The 17,368-nt window shown below is 69.6% G+C and carries 16 protein-coding genes; 5 read left to right on the forward strand and 11 right to left on the reverse strand.

Annotated features, from left to right (window positions below; translation table 11 throughout):
- Window positions 1–402: 402 nt before the first annotated feature.
- The 4 genes from tatB to sigE form a co-directional block, all read right to left on the reverse strand.
- The gene (gene tatB / locus ACFWV3_RS45155; RefSeq protein ID WP_382420468.1) at window positions 403–780 is read right to left on the reverse strand and encodes a Sec-independent protein translocase protein TatB; all 378 of its coding nucleotides are present in this window, start codon (window positions 778–780) and stop codon (window positions 403–405) included.
- 17 nt (window positions 781–797) lie between these two features.
- Window positions 798–2,318 (reverse strand): trypsin-like peptidase domain-containing protein, encoded by a 1,521-nt coding sequence (locus tag ACFWV3_RS45160; RefSeq protein ID WP_382420470.1) that lies wholly within the window; start codon window positions 2,316–2,318, stop codon window positions 798–800.
- Between the two features lie 65 nt (window positions 2,319–2,383).
- Window positions 2,384–2,914, reverse strand: a complete 531-nt coding sequence (locus tag ACFWV3_RS45165; protein ID WP_382420472.1) for a zf-HC2 domain-containing protein — start codon at window positions 2,912–2,914, stop codon at window positions 2,384–2,386.
- Window positions 2,911–3,492, reverse strand: coding sequence for an RNA polymerase sigma factor SigE (sigE, locus tag ACFWV3_RS45170; protein WP_229813090.1), 582 nt, complete (start codon window positions 3,490–3,492; stop codon window positions 2,911–2,913). Before sigE ends, ACFWV3_RS45165 begins: the two co-directional genes overlap by 4 nt.
- A 219-nt stretch (window positions 3,493–3,711) precedes the next feature.
- Between sigE and ACFWV3_RS45175 the strand changes: the two genes are divergently transcribed.
- On the forward strand, window positions 3,712–4,347 hold the full coding sequence (locus tag ACFWV3_RS45175; protein WP_382420475.1) for an O-methyltransferase: 636 nt from the start codon (window positions 3,712–3,714) through the stop codon (window positions 4,345–4,347).
- Window positions 4,348–4,826: 479 nt separating this feature from the next.
- Here the strand turns inward: ACFWV3_RS45175 and glgC are convergent, their stop codons facing one another.
- Entirely contained in the window at window positions 4,827–6,041 is a 1,215-nt protein-coding gene (gene glgC, locus ACFWV3_RS45180) for a glucose-1-phosphate adenylyltransferase (RefSeq protein WP_382420477.1), read from the reverse strand.
- Between the two features lie 88 nt (window positions 6,042–6,129).
- On the opposite strand from glgC, the gene glgA reads away from it, so the two are divergent.
- Window positions 6,130–7,281: a glycogen synthase gene (gene glgA / locus ACFWV3_RS45185; RefSeq protein WP_382420479.1), complete on the forward strand. Its 1,152-nt coding sequence runs from the start codon at window positions 6,130–6,132 to the stop codon at window positions 7,279–7,281.
- A gap of 1,329 nt (window positions 7,282–8,610) precedes the next feature.
- Here glgA and ACFWV3_RS45190 read toward each other — a convergent pair.
- Window positions 8,611–9,900, reverse strand: coding sequence for an MFS transporter (locus ACFWV3_RS45190; RefSeq protein ID WP_382420481.1), 1,290 nt, complete (start codon window positions 9,898–9,900; stop codon window positions 8,611–8,613).
- A gap of 52 nt (window positions 9,901–9,952) precedes the next feature.
- Here ACFWV3_RS45190 and ACFWV3_RS45195 point away from each other — a divergent pair, with 52 nt between their 5' ends.
- Entirely contained in the window at window positions 9,953–10,846 is an 894-nt protein-coding gene (locus ACFWV3_RS45195; protein ID WP_382420483.1) for a LysR family transcriptional regulator, read from the forward strand.
- On the opposite strand, the gene ACFWV3_RS45200 is transcribed toward ACFWV3_RS45195, so the two are convergent.
- The 3 genes from ACFWV3_RS45200 to ACFWV3_RS45210 all read right to left on the reverse strand — a co-directional run bounded on the left by ACFWV3_RS45200 (window position 10,828) and on the right by ACFWV3_RS45210 (window position 14,652).
- On the reverse strand, window positions 10,828–12,426 hold the full coding sequence (locus ACFWV3_RS45200; RefSeq protein ID WP_382420485.1) for a hypothetical protein: 1,599 nt from the start codon (window positions 12,424–12,426) through the stop codon (window positions 10,828–10,830). The genes ACFWV3_RS45195 and ACFWV3_RS45200 overlap by 19 nt on opposite strands.
- 511 nt (window positions 12,427–12,937) lie before the next feature.
- A complete protein-coding gene (locus tag ACFWV3_RS45205; RefSeq protein WP_382420487.1) occupies window positions 12,938–14,389 on the reverse strand; it encodes a leucyl aminopeptidase family protein in 1,452 nt (483 codons plus the stop codon).
- A gap of 95 nt (window positions 14,390–14,484) precedes the next feature.
- Window positions 14,485–14,652, reverse strand: coding sequence for a DUF3117 domain-containing protein (locus ACFWV3_RS45210; protein ID WP_065914675.1), 168 nt, complete (start codon window positions 14,650–14,652; stop codon window positions 14,485–14,487).
- Window positions 14,653–14,861: 209 nt separating this feature from the next.
- Between ACFWV3_RS45210 and ACFWV3_RS45215 the strand changes: the two genes are divergently transcribed.
- Together ACFWV3_RS45215 and ACFWV3_RS45220 are read left to right on the forward strand one after the other, a co-directional pair.
- The gene (locus ACFWV3_RS45215) at window positions 14,862–15,659 is read left to right on the forward strand and encodes a PaaX family transcriptional regulator C-terminal domain-containing protein (protein ID WP_382420489.1); all 798 of its coding nucleotides are present in this window, start codon (window positions 14,862–14,864) and stop codon (window positions 15,657–15,659) included.
- A gap of 10 nt (window positions 15,660–15,669) precedes the next feature.
- The gene (locus tag ACFWV3_RS45220) at window positions 15,670–16,455 is read left to right on the forward strand and encodes an enoyl-CoA hydratase-related protein (protein ID WP_382420491.1); all 786 of its coding nucleotides are present in this window, start codon (window positions 15,670–15,672) and stop codon (window positions 16,453–16,455) included.
- A gap of 18 nt (window positions 16,456–16,473) precedes the next feature.
- Here ACFWV3_RS45220 and ACFWV3_RS45225 read toward each other — a convergent pair whose 3' ends face one another.
- Window positions 16,474–17,025 carry a DNA-3-methyladenine glycosylase I gene (locus tag ACFWV3_RS45225; RefSeq protein ID WP_382420521.1) on the reverse strand — a complete coding sequence of 184 codons (552 nt, stop codon included), beginning with the start codon at window positions 17,023–17,025 and terminating at the stop codon, window positions 16,474–16,476.
- Window positions 17,025–17,363, reverse strand: a complete 339-nt coding sequence (locus tag ACFWV3_RS45230) for an SRPBCC family protein (RefSeq protein WP_382420523.1) — start codon at window positions 17,361–17,363, stop codon at window positions 17,025–17,027. Before ACFWV3_RS45230 ends, ACFWV3_RS45225 begins: the two co-directional genes overlap by 1 nt.
- Window positions 17,364–17,368 lie beyond the last annotated feature (5 nt).

Raw genomic sequence — 17,368 nt, forward strand, 5'->3', positions numbered from 1 at the left:
GGGCCCTTGCGAGGCGCTTGGTCGGCCGGAAAAGGCCGGATGCTCCGCAACCGGCCGATCCCGAAGGGGGTAGCACCTCGCACCCAAAGTCAAGCCCCAATCGCAAAACCACGAGTGGGTTTACCGCTACCCATCTGGGCAAGGTCTGACTGCTCGCCTTCGGCATCGCTTGGGGCCTTGGCTTCGCCGTTGGCGGTGCGTTCGGGGGTTGTTTCTCCTCGCCTTCGGCATCGCTTGAAGCTGGAGCCTTGCCGCACCTGGCTTGCTGATGTCCCTGGCTTCGCTTGCCGCCGGAGTGTCAGACCCCCTGAGTACGTTGGTTCACGGGGGGTCCTGCGGCAAGGGGACCCCTGCGTCAGCCTGCGCGCCCGGTTCCCGCTCCCGCTTCGCTCGCCCGGTGGCTCAGGTGGCGTCCGGGTCGTACGGCGGGCGCTCGCCCGGTGCCAGCGGGCGCTGCTCCGGTGCTGGTGGCGTGGTGGAGGCCGGGTAGCCGTTCGACTTCGTCGTGGGTTCCGGGTCGTCGAACAGGTGCTTGGACACCGCGCGCTTCGGGTCGAAGTTGCGCAGTTCCCGCAGGTCTTCGAGGGGCTTGCGGAGCTGCTCGAACTCCGGGCCCATCTCCTGCTTGAGCTGTTCGCGCGCGCCGGTCGCGTACTCGCGGATCTGGCGGACGGTCTTGCCCAGCCAGGCTGCCGCTGACGGCAGGCGTTCGGGGCCCAGGATGAAGAGACCCGCGATCACGATGATGAGGAGCTCCGGCCATCCGATGTTCTCGAACACGGGTCCCAGCCTACTGGTCAGTCGGACTTGAGGGTGACGTCGAGTTTCAGCTCACGGCCTTGGCGCGCGAGAGTTACCTGCACCTTTTCGCCGATTTCGTGCTCCCGTACCGCTACGACCAGTTCGGCGGCGTTGCGGACCATGCGGTTGCCCACCCTGGTGATCACGTCGCCCTCCTGGATGCCGGCGGCTGCCGCCGCGCCGCCTGCGGGGACGTTCTGCACCTGGGCGCCTTCGGAGGTCTCGGCGGAGACGGACTTGACGTTGACGTTCATGTCCGCGTGCTTGACCTGGCCGTTGCGGATCAGCTCCTGGCTGATCTTGCGGGCCTGGTTGCCGGAGATCGCGAAGCCGAGGCCCACCGAGCCGCCGGTTTCGGTGCGGATCGACGAGTTGATGCCGATCAGGGCGCCGCGCGAGTCGACCAGGGCGCCGCCCGAGTTGCCAGGGTTGATGGCGGCGTCGGTCTGGATGGCGTCGTAGGTGACCTGGGGGCCGCCGTTCTCGCCCGCCGCCGTGACCGGGCGGTGCAGGGCGGAGACGATGCCCTCGGTGACGGTGTTGGAGAGCTGCAGCGGGGAGCCGATGGCGATCACGCTGTCGCCCACCTGCAGTTCGTCGGAGTTGCCGAACTGCAGGACGGTCGGGTTGGTGACCTCGACCTTGATGACGGCGAGGTCGGTCTTCGGGTCGCGGCCGACCACTCGGGCCTGGGCCCTGGTGCCGTCGGTGAAGACCGCGCTCAGCTTGGCCGACGAGTCCTGCGCCGCCGGGGCGACCACGTGGTCGTTGGTCAGGATGTAGCCGCCGCCCTCGATGACGACGCCGGAGCCGACGCCCGCCACGTTGGCGCCCTTGAACTCGATCGACACGACGCTGGGGGTCACGCGCTTGGCGATGTCCGAGATCGAGCCCGCCGGGCGTTCCTTGCCCTGCTCCACCTCGGCGAGCGTCACGGTCGAGTCGGTCAGCGGGTTGCCGGCGCGGCCGATCAGCCAGCCGACCAGGCCGCCCACCGCGCCCAGGACGAGGGCGACGGCCAGCAGCAGTGCCAGTGCGGTCGGCTTGACGCGGCGGCCGAAGAGCAGTTCGGGGACGCTCAGCTGGGGGCCGGGTTCCTGCTTGCGCTCGGGTTCACCCGGTGCGTCCTCGCCGACGGCGGGCGGGCCGATCACGGCGCCGGAGGCCGGGTCGCGCCACGGGTCGCCCGCGGGCTTGTCGCCCCAGAAGACGGGGTCGATGTCGGGATCGGGGTCCGCCAGCGGTTGCGGCGGCCGCTGCAGCAGCTCCGGTGAGCCCTGGCGGCCGAAGGCGGTGGCGAGGGACTCCGGGGGTGGCGGTGCCGACTGGACGGAGGTGACGGGGACGTCCCGCGCGGCGAAGGCGCCGGGGACACCGTCGGGGCGGCCGAAGGCGGTCGCGTACGCGGGGTCGACCGGCGGCTGCACCAGGGGCCGTGGCCGGAGCCTGCGATGCGCTCCGTCGTCCACTCCGGAAACGGGTGTGGACGTCTGGCCGTTGGGCGACTGCTGGCTCATCTCTCCCCGAGTTTTCCGCTAGGAGTGCTGAACTACAGCGTGCCTCACGAACAGTGAAATGACTGTCAGGGGGTGGTCGCGAAGACCGCGCCGGCGTTCTGCGGGACGGCGGGCGCGGGCGGCGCGTCGCTGTCGGGCGTGGTGAACGCGAGGGCGCTGAGCAACATGCCGCTCACGACGACGCCGGCACCCTGGCGGGCACGGCGGCCGCTGAACCAGCCGTTGCTGCCCAGGGGTCTGGACGAGCCCAGCACCGGCCCCGAGCCGAACGCGGGCTTGTCGGTGCGCTGCACGGCGACGAACTGACCGTCCTCGGTGATCGCGAGCCCGTCCGGAGCGGACGGCAGCTCCACCTCCTGCGGGATCGCGCCGAGCCTGTCGAGCAGCGACGCCGACGCCGTGGGCGCCGGCGCGGTCCGCACGGCCGCGCGGGCCTGCTGCTGCGTGTAGGTCTCGAAGGCGCAGAAACCGCAGCGCTGGATGTGCGCGGAGGCCCGTTCGTGGGCGGTCGAGGAAAGCTCCCCGTCCACGAAGGCCACCACCGCGTCCAGCGCGAGGTGCTGCTCAGGCAGGCCCCAACCACGGAGGTCGGTCATGCAGAGTCCTCCAGCAACGATTCCTGACGACGGCGTTCGAGCGCGACCTTCAGGGCCTGGCGGCCCCTGTGGATCCTGCTCCTCACGGTACCCATCTTCACCCCGAGCGTGGCACCGATCTCCTCGTAGGAGAGTCCTTCCACGTCACAGAGCACGACCGCGGCGCGGAACTCCGGCGGGAGCTCGTCGAGCGCGGCCTGCAGGTCGGGGTCGAGGTGGTTCTCGTCGTAGATTTCCTCGGGGGACAGGTCGTCACCCTCGAGGCGGTCGTTGTCCTCGGGCAGCGCCTCCATGCGGACACGGCTGCGACGGCGAGCCATGTCGAGGAAGAGGTTGGTGGTGATGCGGTGCAGCCACCCCTCGAAGGTGCCCGGCTTGTACGACGCCAACGATCGGAAGACGCGGATGAACGTCTCCTGCGTCAGGTCCTCGGCATCGTGCTGGTTGCCGGTCAGGCGGTACGCGAGCCGGTAGACCCTGTCCGCGTGCTCGCGGACGATGGAGTCCCACGAGGGCGGCGTCCAGTCGGCCGTCTCGATGGGCGCGACGGCCTCCGGCGAACTCGACTGCGTGCGCATCAGGTGTTTCGGCACCTCCATGTGGGCCGCCCGGCGACCCTCGTGCGGCTCAACGGACGGCGGGTCCGGCTTGTTCCCGACCAGAGCCTGGCTTGTTGCTTACTTACCTTCCCGTCCTCTCTTTAAACGATCGTGAGAACTGGCTGAGAGCACCCTGAGAATCTCGGTTCGGGCCGCGTTCACCCGTTTTGGGCACCGGGGGCACTAACCTCATACCCCGTGACCACGGAATCGGCGGCCCTGAGGGAGTACGTCGAGCAGTACCTCCCCGAGGACGACGTGCACCTGGCAGCGAGAGCACGCGGCCAGGAACTGGGCTGCGTGCCCATCGGCGCGGGCGGAGGCGCCGCCCTGCGGTTCCTGGCGACCGCGCTCCAGGCCAAAGCGGTGGTGGAGATCGGCACCGGCGCGGGCACCAGCGGCCTCTACCTCCTGGCCGGCATGCCCAAGTCCGGCATCCTGACCTCGATCGACGTGGCCCCCGACCACCAACGGGCAGCCCGCGAGGCCTACGCGGCAGCCGGCATCTCCCCGTCCCGCACCCGCCTGATCATGGGCAAGGCCCTGGACGTCCTCCCCAGGCTGACCGACGCGGCGTACGACCTGGTCTTCGTAGACGCCTTCAAGCCGGAGTACCCGCAGTACCTGCAACACGGCGTCCGCATGCTCCGCCCCGGCGGCGTGATCGCGTTCGACAACGTCCTGTGGCACGGCGCGGTGGTGGACCAGAGCAAGCGGGACGAGTCGACCCAGGCCATGCGCGACATCGCGAGGCTGGTCAAGGAGGACGACCGCCTGGTCCCGGTCATGCTCCCGCTGGGCGACGGCTTGCTGGTGGCGGCGCGCAGGCCGTAGGCCGCGCTTGATCGAGGGCCAACGGCCCGAGACGAACGGAGCGCAGCTCCGCGCGGTGGGTGCCCCGTCACGAGTCGCACCACAGCTCTCGCTGCACCTGAGGAGGGGTGTCAAACGGCCACGCTTTTCGGCCGTTTGACACCCCTCCTCAGGTGTGGCCAGCTTCTGGTGCGGCTTGTGACGGGGCACCCACCGCAACGCAACCAACAACGCAACAGGCAGCCGCCCAACACAAACAGGCGTGCCATCTACCCGCCGAGGGCGCGGTAGCCCCCGATCAGATTGCCGGGGGTTCGGGGGCAGAGCCCCTGAGGGGAAGCGCGCAACGCAATCTCGCCACTCTCAAGGCGACCACCCGCAAAGGTCGCGACTCAACAGGTGAACCACCCACACAGCCCGCAAACCGCAAGCTGACGCAGGCGTCCCCCCGAAACGAGACCCCCTGATCAACCCGACCTTACTCAGGGGGTCCGACAAGATCAGTAAGCCCGAACGCCCTTCCCCAACACGGTGACCCCACCAGCGGACACGGTGTACCGCTCCCGGTCCATAGGAGCATCCACCCCGATCAACGCCCCGTCCGGAACCACGACGTTCTTGTCCAAAATGGCCCGCCGCACAACCGCGCCCTTGCCGATCCGAACCCCGGGCAACAGCACCGACCCCTGCACCACCGACCCGACCTCGACGGTCACGTCGGACGAGATCACCGAGCCGTGGATCTTCCCGGAGATGATCGACCCCGGCCCCACCATCGAGTCCTCGGCGGACCCGCCCGCGATGAACTTGGCGGGCGGCAACGGCGGCGTGGCCGTCCGAATAGGCCACAGCTGGTTGTAGAGGTTGAAGATCGGATGGACCGAAACAAGGTCCATGTGCGCGTCGTAGTAGGCGTCGATCGTCCCGACGTCCCGCCAGTACCCGCGGTCCCGGTCGGTGGCGCCGGGCACCTCGTTGTCCTGGAAGTCGTAGACGTGCGCCTTCCCGCGGTCCACGAGCATGGGGATGATGTCGCCACCCATGTCGTGGTCGGAGTCGGGGTTCAACGCGTCGCCACGCAGTGCGTCGAGCAACGCCTCCGTGGTGAAGACGTAGTTGCCCATCGAAGCGAAAGTCACGTCCGGATCGTCCGGCACGTGCGGGGGCTCGGAGGGCTTCTCCAGGAACCGGGTGATCTTGCCCGAGGCGTCGGAGTCGATGCAGCCGAACGCCTTGGCCTCGTTGCGCGGCACCCGGATGCCGGCGACCGTGACGGCGGCGCCCGACTCGACGTGCTGCGAGATCATCTGACCTGGGTCCATCCGGTACACGTGGTCGGCTCCGAAGATGACCACGTGGTCGGGCTTCTCGTCGTGGACCAGGTTCAGCGACTGGAAGATCGCGTCGGCGGAACCCGTGTACCAGCGCGGGCCCAGGCGTTGCTGGGCCGGGACCGGGGTCACGTACTGACCGAGCACATTGGACAGGCGCCACGTCGTCGAGATGTGGCGGTCCAGCGAGTGCGACTTGTACTGCGTCAGCACGCAGAGCTTCGCGAGCCCCGCGTTGACCAGGTTCGACAGCACGAAGTCGACCAGCCGGTAGTTGCCCCCGAAGGGCACAGCCGGTTTCGCGCGGTCGGCCGTCAGTGGCCACAGGCGCTTGCCCTCACCACCGGCAAGCACAATTCCGAGAACGTGCGGCTGCCCCTTCACAGCATGTGACCCTATCCGGGCGAACGTTCTTGAACCAGACGCAACTCCGTTCATCCCAACGGGCGCGTCCGTGATCTACGGTGGGTGCGTGCGAGTTGCGCTCTTGACCCGGGAGTACCCGCCGGAGGTTTACGGCGGCGCTGGCGTGCACGTGGGATTCCTCGTGCCTCATCTCCGCGACCTCGTGGACGTGGACGTGCACTGCTTCGGTGCGCCCAGATCCGACGCCACGGCGCACAACCCGCCGCACAGTCTGGAGCAGGCGAACGCGGCGCTCACGACGCTCGCGGTCGACCTCGAGATGGCGAGCGCCGTCTCCACCGCGAACCTCGTGCACTCGCACACCTGGTACGCCAACATGGGCGGTCACCTGGGCAAACTCCTGCACGGCATCCCGCACGTGGTGACGGCGCACTCGCTCGAACCGCGCCGGCCGTGGAAGGCCGAGCAGCTCGGCGGCGGGTACCGGATCTCGTCGTGGGCGGAGCGGACCGCCTACGAACACGCCGACGCGGTCATCGCCGTGAGCGAGGGAATGCGGGCCGACGTGCTCGACGCCTACCCCGCTCTCGACCCCGCGAAGGTCCACGTCGTGCGCAACGGGATCGATTCCCAGGCGTACCACCCGGTGACCGAAACGGATGCGCTGACGTCCCGCGGAATCGACCCGGAGAAGCCGATCGTGGCCTTCGTGGGAAGGATCACGCGGCAAAAAGGTTTGAGCCATCTCGTGGCCGCCGCGCACCACATCGACCCCGAGGCGCAGATCGTGTTGTGCGCGGGCGCGCCGGACACGCCGGAGATCGCCGAGGAGATCCGGCAGGCAGTCAGCGAGCTGTCCGAGTCGCGGCCGGGCGTGTTCTGGATCCAGAAGATGCTCCAGCCCGCCGAGGTGCGGCAGATCCTCAGTCACGCGACGGTGTTCGTGTGCCCATCGGTCTACGAACCGCTCGGCATCGTGAACCTGGAGGCGATGGCGTGCGGCACGGCCGTCGTCGCGAGCGACGTCGGTGGCATCCCGGAGGTCGTCGTGCACGGCGAGACGGGCCTGCTCGTGCACTACGACGAGCACGATTTGTCGACATATCGACTCGAACTCGCCCAATCGGTGAACGAGTTGATCACAGACCCGGACCGGGCGCGCCGCTTCGGCGCCGCCGGACGCACGCGGGCTGAACAGGACTTCTCGTGGTCCGCCATGGCTGCGCAGACTGTCGAGGTCTACCGCAGTGTGATCTGAGTCACAACCCTTCAGGGCAACCCGGACGTGTGAGCGCCGCCTTTAACCAGTAGTGACGTTGTCGATCCATCTGGTGAGGGGCACGAGGACTGTGCGTGGTGCGCTGTTGGGTCTGACGGTCCTGCTTGCGGTGACTGGATGCGCCACAGCTCCCACAGCCCAGCCGGCCGCCGTGCAGCTCACCGTCGGGGGCCTGAAGCTCGCGGACGCCTCCGACCTGCAGTCGCAGGCCGAGGCGCAGCTCGCCTACACCCTCGAGTACGGCTACGTGGCACGGGCGGGCGCGGCGGCGGTCAGCTGCTGGTTCTCCAAGACCGGCGTCGAGTCCGAGGTGGACAAGCGGCTGTGGTGCGGACCGGTCCAGGTCCCCGGCACCGGTGCCGGCACCGACTGGGTGCCCGTGCCGATGAAGGAGGTCACCAAGAACGACGACGAGGTCCGCTACGAGGTGCAGTCGCCGCAGGTGCCGGAGAACGGCAACCGCAGCACCCCGTCCGGCACGCTCGTGCGCACCGACGGCAAGGAGATCGACCCGTCGAAGCAGCAGGACCTCACCGCCGGCCGCGACTTCCTCGCCGTGCTGCCCGACGACGGCAAGCGCACGAACGCCGACCTCGGCCTCGGCGACGTCGACGTGAAGCTCCGCGACGACCTGCTCGCCACGGCCGTCACCGGCTGGGCGAACCCGGACATCTGGTTCACCGCGGAGGGCACCGTCCGCGCCGAGACCGGCTCACGCCTGCGCGTCGTGCGGATGAAGGTCGAGAAGCTCAACGAGACGGACAGCGGTTTCCACCGCACGAACTGGCAGGGGTTCGCCCCGCAGCCGTCCGAGCTCGCACTGCAGGTGCCCGGCAAGCGCCAGGTGCTGCCTCCCGAGCGGCTGCCCGCCAACGGCTCGGTCTTCGTCGTCTTCACCGTGCCGGACCCGCAGGAGGGCGCGGAGACGCTCACCCTCGGCACCCTCGGGGCCAAGTCGCTGGACCAGCGCGCCGAGCTGCCGTCCGGCAAGCGCTCCGACAACCCTCCGCACGTGCTGCAGCGCGCCGCCGGTCCCGCGCACTTCACCGAGCCGACCCAGAAGATCCGCTTCGGCGACCGCGAGCTCGGCATGAAGATCACCGGCATCCGGCTCGGCCGCCAGCGCCCGGTCAAGCTCGGCGAGAGCCAGTACGACGTCGTCACGATCTCCGGGACGGACAGGGCGTTGCTGGAGGTGCGGGTCGAGGCGACCGGCAACCTGCCCGACACCGCGGGCGGCTTCGTCACCAAGGACATGATCACCGTGACGCTGCCGGACGGCTCCACCGCCAAGCAGGTGGGCGCGCGCTACGACGGCGGCCCGCTGCCGTTCGCGATCGTGGTGGAGGTCCCGGCGGACACCCGCTCGGTCACGGTCGGCATGGGCGAGGGCACGCCGGAGCTGCCGCGGCTGGGCAGGACCGCCATCGCGCCGGTCGACCCGCGGATCACGCTCGCGCTGGACTTCTGAGCCGACTCGGCGGCCTCCCGCTTCACCCTGGCGTTCGAGTTCGCGGCGAGCATCGCGGCCAGCGCCAGCCAGCCCAGGACCACCAGCACCAGCCCGCCCCAGCCCCACTCCTCGTACGAGGTGCTGCCGGACGTGCCGCCGATGCTGCTGCCCACGTAGAACCCGCACAGGTACAGCCCGGACGCGTGCCCGCGGGCGTGCGCAGGCGCCCGCGCGCCGACCCAGCCGCTGGCGGTGGTGTGCGCCGCGAAGAACCCGGCGGTCACGACCGCGAGGCCGAGCGGCACCCACACCAGGCTGGCCAGGGTCCCGAGCGCCAGCACGCCGATGCACATCAGCAGCACGCGACCGCGGCCGTACCGGTCGGCCAGCCTGCCCGCGAACGCCGCCGCGGTGCTGCCGAAGCCGTAGAAGAGGAACACCAGCGTCTCCAGCCACACCGGACCGGTGAGCTGGAAGCCCGCGACGTTGTAGAACGAGATGAACGCGCCCACCAGCAGCACGGCCACCGCGTACAGCGACAGCAGCACGGGGTCCGTCAGCGCCGCCTTCATGCCGCGCGGCGCCCGCTTCGGCCGCCCCTGCGCCCTGGGCAGCAGGAACACCACGACCAGCGCCGCGACCAGCCCGAACACGTCGGCCAGCAGCACCGAGCCGCGCCACCCCAACCAGTCGGCGGCCAGGCCGGTGACGAGCCGGCCGGTCATGCCGCCGAGGCTGTTGCCGGCGATCATCGCGCCCATCGCGGCGCCGAGCCGGTCCTTGCCGAGCTCGTCCGCGAGGTAGGCCATCGACGCCGCGGGCACACCGGCCGCCGCGATGCCCTGCAGCACCCGCAGTAGCAGGAACACCTCGTAGTTCGGAGCGAACGGGAGCACGAGCCCGAGCAGTGCCGCCACCAGCACGCTGACCACGATCACCGGCCTGCGCCCGACGCGTTCGGACAGCATCGCGATCGGCACGACCACCACCGCGAGCGCGAGCGTCGCGGCCGAGAGCGCGAGCGACGCACCGCTCGGCCCCAGCCCGTACTCGTGCGCGATCTGCGGCATCACGGGCTGCGGCGTGTAGAGCAACGCGAAGCACGCGAACCCGGAAGCGGCGACGGACGCGGTCAACCTGTTCACGTCTTCGACGCTAAGCCATACGTCCAATACGGAAATGGGCCAGAATCAATTCATGGATGAATTGGAGCTGGCGCCGAAGCTGGCGGTGCTGAGAGCACTCGCCGCCGACGAGCACGTGACCCGCGTGGCGGACCGCGTCGGGCTCCCCCAGCCGACGGTCAGCCGCTGGCTCGCGGAGCTCGGCGAGCAGCTCGGTTCGCCGATCGTCGCGAAGAGCGGCAGGCGGGTCCGCCTCACCCGCGCCGGCCGCCTGCTGGCCGAGGCGGCCACCCGTTCCCTCGCCGCGCTCGAACCGGGACTGCGCGAGGTCGAGGAGGAGCTCGACCCCGAGAAGGGCAGGGTCGTGCTGGGGTTCCTGCACATGCTCGGCCGGTCCGTGGTGCCCGAGCTCGTCCGCGGGTTCCGCGCCGAGCACCCGCACGTGCGGTTCGGCCTGGTCCAGAACGCCCGCTACACCGTGGTCGACCGGCTGCTCCAGGGCGAGATCGACCTCGCCCTGGTCGCACCGCCGCCGGACGAGCCGGAGGTCGAGTCGGTCGTCATCTTCGAGCAGGAGCTGATCGTCGTCGTCCCGTTCACGCACCGGCTCGCGTCCCGCGCCGTCATCCGGCTCACCGACCTCGTGGACGAGGACCTCATCCTGCTGGAGCACGGCTACGGCCTGCGGCAGATCACCGACGACATGTTCGCGACCGCCGGCCTCACCCCGCGCGTCGCGTTCGAGAGCCAGGAGATCGAGACCGTGCGCGGCCTGGTGGCGGCCGGTCTCGGCGTGGCGATCCTCACGCACGCCGAGACCACCCCGCCGCCGGGCCTGCGGGAGCTACCGCTGGCACCCCGGTCGGCCCGCGTCTTCGGGCTGGCGTGGCTGCGCGACCACCCGCTGCCCCCTGCCGTCCGCGCCTTCCGCGACCACGCCCTGCGGACTCACGGCGTCCAGGCCTGAGACCGCGACCAGGTGCGCAGGTACGACTCGGCGCCGCCGAGCATGTCCTGCACGAGCTGGTCACCGCCGAGCTGACGCACCTTCTCGACCCAGTCGGGCAGCAACCCGATGTGCGCGCCACCGTCGACGTTGATGTCCCAGACCCGCTCACCGGTGCGCTGCCGGTCGACCAGCGGCCCGTCCGGGTAGCTGCGGAACGGGTAGGTCACCCCGGACTGCGGCGCCGGGTGCGAGCCCACCCCGTTGTAGTCGGACCCGAACCCGATGCCCACGTCGTACTTGCGACGCAACGGCTCCGCGGCGGCAGCCTGCGACACGTACCCCTCAGGGCTGTTCTCGTAGCCGGCCACGAACCCACCGAGCCGGTAGACCTGCTCGGTCCACTGCGCGTCCATCCAACTGTGACTGGAGACGACGCCGGGATAGCGCGCCTGTGCGGCAAGGTCGAGCGTCCGCCCAGCGGCCTTCACGCTCATGTGGTCGACCTCGATCATCATGTGCCGCCGCATCATCCCCTGCACCGCGTACTCGCCGAGCGACGTCAGCCCACGCACGTTGCACCGCTTGGCCGGGTCGTAGGCAGGCGCCACGACACCGGCCGGGATCAGCGCGTTCGGGCCGACGGTACCGATCGGGTTGTCCTGCTGCGGCCCCTTGCACTCCTCGGTCTTCCACCACTGCCCGGTGCGCAGGAACTGCCCGGCGTTGATCACGCCACCCTGCGTCCCGGAGTCGAACCGCACGCCGCACAACGCGTTGTCGAACTTGTGGCACAAGAACGCACTGCGCACGCCGAGCGCATAGACCTCGTCCAGCCCCCGGTCGATGTCCGCTTTGCCGCACAACGGGATGTCCAGGAACGTCCGGCACCCGAAGAGCTCAGAGGTCTCGATCCCGAGCACCACAGCGAGCTTGCCCTGCGCCACCACGTCCCGCGCCTGCTCGGACGACGTGACGATGCGGAACCAGCCCTTGCCAGTGCCTCCGAACATCTTGTCGATGAACGCCTGCAGCTCGTACGTGCGCTGAGCCTGCAACCGCACAGACGCCATCTCGTCGCAGGGCTTGTCCTTGAACGGGTGAATGATGCACAGCGTGGCGTTGCTCGTCAGGTCCTGCACCAACACCCGCTGACCACCACGCCACGCCCGCTCCAACCAGGCGTAGTAGTTCTGCTGATGCGAGACAGTCGTGGACGTGGGCCAGCCCTTGAACGTCGGCCACCCGACCGGGTCATGCCCGTCGAGATCGCCAGTCACGATCGCCTCGAAGATCGCCCCGATCCCCGCCGGGTAGTGCTCCGGACAGTCCTTCAACGCGTCCGCAACCCCTTGCTCGGAGAACGGCTTACCGCAGATCAGCCGCCCACCGAAGCCCTCGTTCGTCATGAGGTGGTTGTGCGCGTCGACAAGCCCGCGCACCCGCCCCTGCCCATCAACGCCCTTGAACGGCTCCCCGGTCACGTTGATCTGCGAGTCCGGGGCGGGCCTGGCCACCGGTTCCCACCACGGCGTCGCAGCCGCAGCAGGGGACAACGACGCAAGAACCAACGAGACGGCGAGAGCCAGGCGGAGTAACACGAGCGCTCCTCTACGACGTTGTGAAGGAGCTCACATCATGCCGTGGAACGCCGCCGTCTCGTATGGGCAGATCGTAGGAACTACGCGCACGCCACGCCACGCCACACACGCCAACGGCGAAGCCGAGGCCCCAAGCGATGCCGAAGGCGAGCAGTAACAACCCCCCACGCACTCGCGACCGCGATGCCGAAGGCGAGCCGTGCAGGCCCTTGCGCCGATGGGTAGCGGTGCACCCACCCGTGGTTAGGCGATTGGGGCTTGACTTTGGGTGCGAGGTGCTACCACTCGTGGATCGGCCGGGTGCGAAGCATCCGGCCTTTTCCGGCCGACCAAGCGCCTCGCAAGGGCCCCGAAGTCAAGCCCCAATCGCAATCGTCGCGCAGCGGCGATGAACACCCTCGCTTCGTCCGAGGTGCACGACCACGCTGGAACAGGCACCCGACCGCAATGACGACCACGCCGGAACTCGCACGGCAACCACGCCGGAACTCGCACGGCGACCACGCTGGAACTACCGCGAATACCTCTCAGCCAGCTCAACCAACGTCCGAGCCCCAAACCCGGTAGCCCCGGCCACGACCTCGTCGTACACCTTCTCCGACCGAGCCGGCCCAGCAATGTCCAGATGAGCCCAGGGCACGTCCCCGGCAAACTTCTGCAAGAACAACGCCGCAGTGATCCCCCCAGGCCCAGCCGGAGTCTGCTTGTAATCAGCGATCTCACTGGAAACAGCAGCGACGTGCTCCTCCAGCAACGGCATCCGCCACCACGTCTCGCCGACCCCAGCCCCAGCCTCGACCACAGAAGCAGCAAGCGAGTCAGACGCACTCAAAACAGCACCAGTGCGCAACCCGAGCGACACCTTCATAGCGCCAGTCAACGTAGCGATGTCCACGAGCAAATCAGGCTTCAAGTTACGAACCGCGTAAGCCATCGCATCGGCCAGAACCATGCGCCCCTCGGCGTCGGTGTTCTGCACCTCGGTCGTCGCACCGCCGTAGTGCCGCACGACGTCACCCGGCCGGTACGCCGAGCCGGAGACGTGGTTCTCGGCGCACGGCACGAGGCCGGTGACCCTGACCGGCAGCTGCCGCCGGGCCACGGTCAGCAGCGCGGCGATCACGGCGCCGCCGCCCGCCATGTCGGTGCGCATGAGGTGCATGCCGTCGGCGGGCTTCACCGAGATGCCGCCCGTGTCGAACGTGATGCCCTTGCCGACGAACACCAGGTGCGGGCCCTTGGTGCCGTAGGTCAGCTCGATCAACCGCGGCGGGCGGGCCGAGCCGCCGCCGACGGCGAGCACGCCGCCGAAGCCCTGCTGCGCCAGCCACTTCTCGTCGCGCACGGTGGCCGTCAGCCCGTCGACCTTGTCGGCGAGCTTCGCGGCGGTCGTGGCGAGCCAGCGCGGGTCCTTGACGTTGGACGGCGTGTTGGCGAGGTCGCGGGTGAGCGAGGTGGCCGTGGCCAGCGCGTGGGCCTTCAGCGCGGCGGAGGTCAGCACCTCCTCGAACCCGGTGTCGCCGGTGACGAGCCGCAGCGAGCCGACGCGCTTCGGGGCGTCCTCGCCGGTGACCTTGAAGCGGTAGCCGCCGAGCGCCGCGCCCAGGACGAACGCGCGCACCTTGCCGGCGTCGAAGTCGGGGGTCAGCAGGACGTCCGCGGTCCTGGGCGCGTCGTCGCCGCTCAGCGCGCGCACCAGCGCCGCGCCGGCCGTGCGGTAGTCGGCGAGCGTGCCCGTGCCGACGCCGAGCGTCCACGCCTCGTCGTGGCGCACCGCCTCGCCGGCCTTGCCCGTCAGGTCGGAGACGTCGATGCCGTCACCACCCGGTCCCAGCGCCGGTCCGGTGGCCGTGAGCACGACCTGCGGAACGGCGCGGCGCGCGGTGGTGGCCACCTCGACGTCCACGAGCTTGGTGGGCACTGACGGAACCGTCGACGCCACTGCTGGACCTCCCCTGTGCATTAACGACCGTTCATTCTCACCCGAGCGAGAACGAAGCGATGCCCCGGTCTCCACTGTGGAAACCGGGGCTCAACACTGCTTCCTCGCCGGGTGCCTCAGCCGGCGGCGGCCTTCAGCGCGTCGCCCAAGGCGCTGGCCTCGTCCGCCGACATCTCGACGACAAGGCGCCCACCACCCTCGAGCGGCACGCGCATGACGATGCCGCGTCCCTCCTTGGTGACCTCGAGGGGACCGTCGCCGGTCCGGGGCTTCATGGCCGCCATCGCGTGCTCCCTCCGTCAACATCTTCCCCGTCCGGCCAGGCCGGATCTGCTCCATTCTCCCCTATCGCGACTCAGGGGCGAAACCGAACCGATCTTTTGGCGAGTTCGGGTGACAGTTGTGGATCTTGACTTGTCCCTGTTCAGTACCCGTTTTCACGACAAGGCAACACTTTCGCCACGACCAGGGGTGGCGTGACAGACTGGGCAGGGTGCGAGCCCGTTCCGCGCTCTTCGACGTCTACGGCGGCCACCTGCGCGAACGAGGTGGGGCCGCCACCATCGCCGCCCTCGTCCGGCTGCTCGAGCCCCTCGGCTTCGCCGCGCCGGCCGTCCGCACCGCCGTCTCGCGCACCGTCCGGCAGGGCTGGCTGCACCCCGTGCGGCTGCCTGACGGGCCCGGATACGCCATGACACCCCGCGGGGAACGCAGGCTCGACGAGGCCGCTGCCCGCATCTACCGGACCCGGCCGTCCACGTGGGACGGTCGCTGGCACGTGGTGGTGCTGGAGGAGCTGCCCGGCCGCGACTCGCGCGACCACCTCGCCTCCTCGCTGCAACTGCTCGGCTACGGCGCGCTCGGTCCTGTGACGTGGATCGCTCCCCGGCCGTCCCCCGAACTGGGTGACGTGCTGGCCGCCGAGGAGGTCCTCGCGCGAACTTTTCACGGTTCACACGACGGTCGGGACACCGAGCTCGCGGAGAAGGCCTGGGACCTCGCCGAGCTGGGCCGCGACTACGCCGCGTTCGTCGCGCACTGGACCGAGCAGGTGTCCGTTGTGGACGAAACAGACGACGCTGCCGCTTTCGCCGCCTCCCAGCAGCTGCTGCACGCGTGGCGCAAGTTCCTGTTCCGCGATCCCGGTCTTCCTGCTGAACTGTTGCCACCGGACTGGCCGGGGCACGCGGCAGCGTCGTTCTTCGACGAACAGACGTTGCGGCTGGCACCGGGCACGAGCCGCTTCGTCGACGAGTGCCTGCGGCCGGTCCGCAACGTTTCCACTGCTTGATGGAGGTCCAGTGTCCGAGCTCCTCGTCGACGACGCCGATGGTGTGCGCACGTTCACGTTCAACCGCCCCGAGTCGTTCAACGCCTTCACCGTCACGCTGAAGGAGTCGTTCCTCGCCGCGCTGAAGGAGGCGGCGGCGGACGAGTCGGTGCGCGCGGTGGTGATCACGGGTGCGGGCAGGGCGTTCTGCGCGGGTCAGGACCTCAAGGAGCACATCGGGTTGTTGCAGGCCGGCGACCCGGCGCCGCTCAACACCGTCGAGAAGCACTACAACCCGATCGTGCGAGAGCTGATCGGCATGCCGAAGCCGGTGATCGCCGCGGTCAACGGCAGCGCGGCGGGCGCGGGCGCGTCCTTCGCCTACGCGGCCGACCTGCGCATCGCGGGCAGGTCGGCGAAGTTCCTGATGGCCTTCGCGAACGTGGGCCTGACCGCCGACTCCGGCGCCTCCTACACGCTGCCAAGGCTGATCGGCCACGGCCGCGCGATGGAGATGATGCTGCTCGCCCAGCCCGTCGGCGCCGAGGAGGCGCTGCGGGTCGGCATGGTCAACCAGGTCGTGCCGGACGAGGAGCTGCTCTCCACCGCGCACCTGCTCGCCGCCAAGCTCGCCGCTGGGCCGACCACCGCCTACGCGAAGATCAAGGAAGCGCTGGCCGCCGCGGCGGACGGGACGCTGGAGGACGCGCTCGAGGCCGAGCGCCGGACGCAGGCCGACTGCGGCGCGACCGAGGACCACCGCGAGGCCGTGGACGCGTTCGTGACCAAGCGGGCGCCGAAGTTCATCGGCCGCTGAATCCGCTCCGAGTGGAGGTCAGGCCGGTCGCCCGGCCTTCGCCCGGAAGCACGCCGCGATGTGGTCGTCCACCATCCCGGTCGCCTGCATCAGCGCGTAGCACGTGGTGGGGCCGAGGAACTTGAAGCCGCGCCGCTTCAGCTCCTTGGCCATCGCCTTCGACTCGTCGGTGATCGCCGGGACGTCCGCGAAGGTCTTCGGCCGCTGGTGCTTGCGGGGCGCGAACGACCACAGCAGCGCGTCGAGGTCGACGTCCTGCTCGACGATCACGCGGGCGTTGTGGATCGCGGCGTCGATCTTCAGCCGGTTGCGGACGATGCCGGCGTCGGCCATCAGCCGTTCGACGTCGGCCGGTCCGAACTCCGCCACCAGCAACGGGGCGAAGTCGCCGAAGGCCGCGCGGAACGCCGGGCGCTTGCGCAGGATCGTGATCCACGACAGGCCCGACTGGAACGCCTCCAGCGACATCCGCTCGTACAGCTCGGGCGTGCCGTGCAGCTCCACGCCCCACTCGGTGTCGTGGTACTCGGCGTAGTCCGGCGTCGAGTCGCCCCACGGACAGCGGATGATCACTTGTACGCCTCCGCGAACCGGGCGAACTTCTGCAGCGACCGTTGCAGCACCAGCACGAACAACGGCTTCACCACGGGGAAGAAGAACGGCACGTCCAGGCGTTCCGTCCACACGAAACGGCTGCCGCGCACGGCGAACACCCCGGTGCCGCGCACCACCCGGCCGAGGTGCAGCACCTCGACGGCGTGCGGCGGGTCCCAGCGCGTGATCCGCATGCGGTCCGAGACGCCGAACGTGACGGCGTCGATCTCGCTGCCGACCGACCTGCCGTCACCCTCCACCACGGACACGCGGGTGCCGAACACCCACTCCGACTGGCGTTCCCAGTCGGTCATGGCGC

The sequence above is a fragment of the Lentzea sp. NPDC059081 genome (assembly GCF_042738015.1).
GTDB lineage: Bacteria > Actinomycetota > Actinomycetes > Mycobacteriales > Pseudonocardiaceae > Lentzea.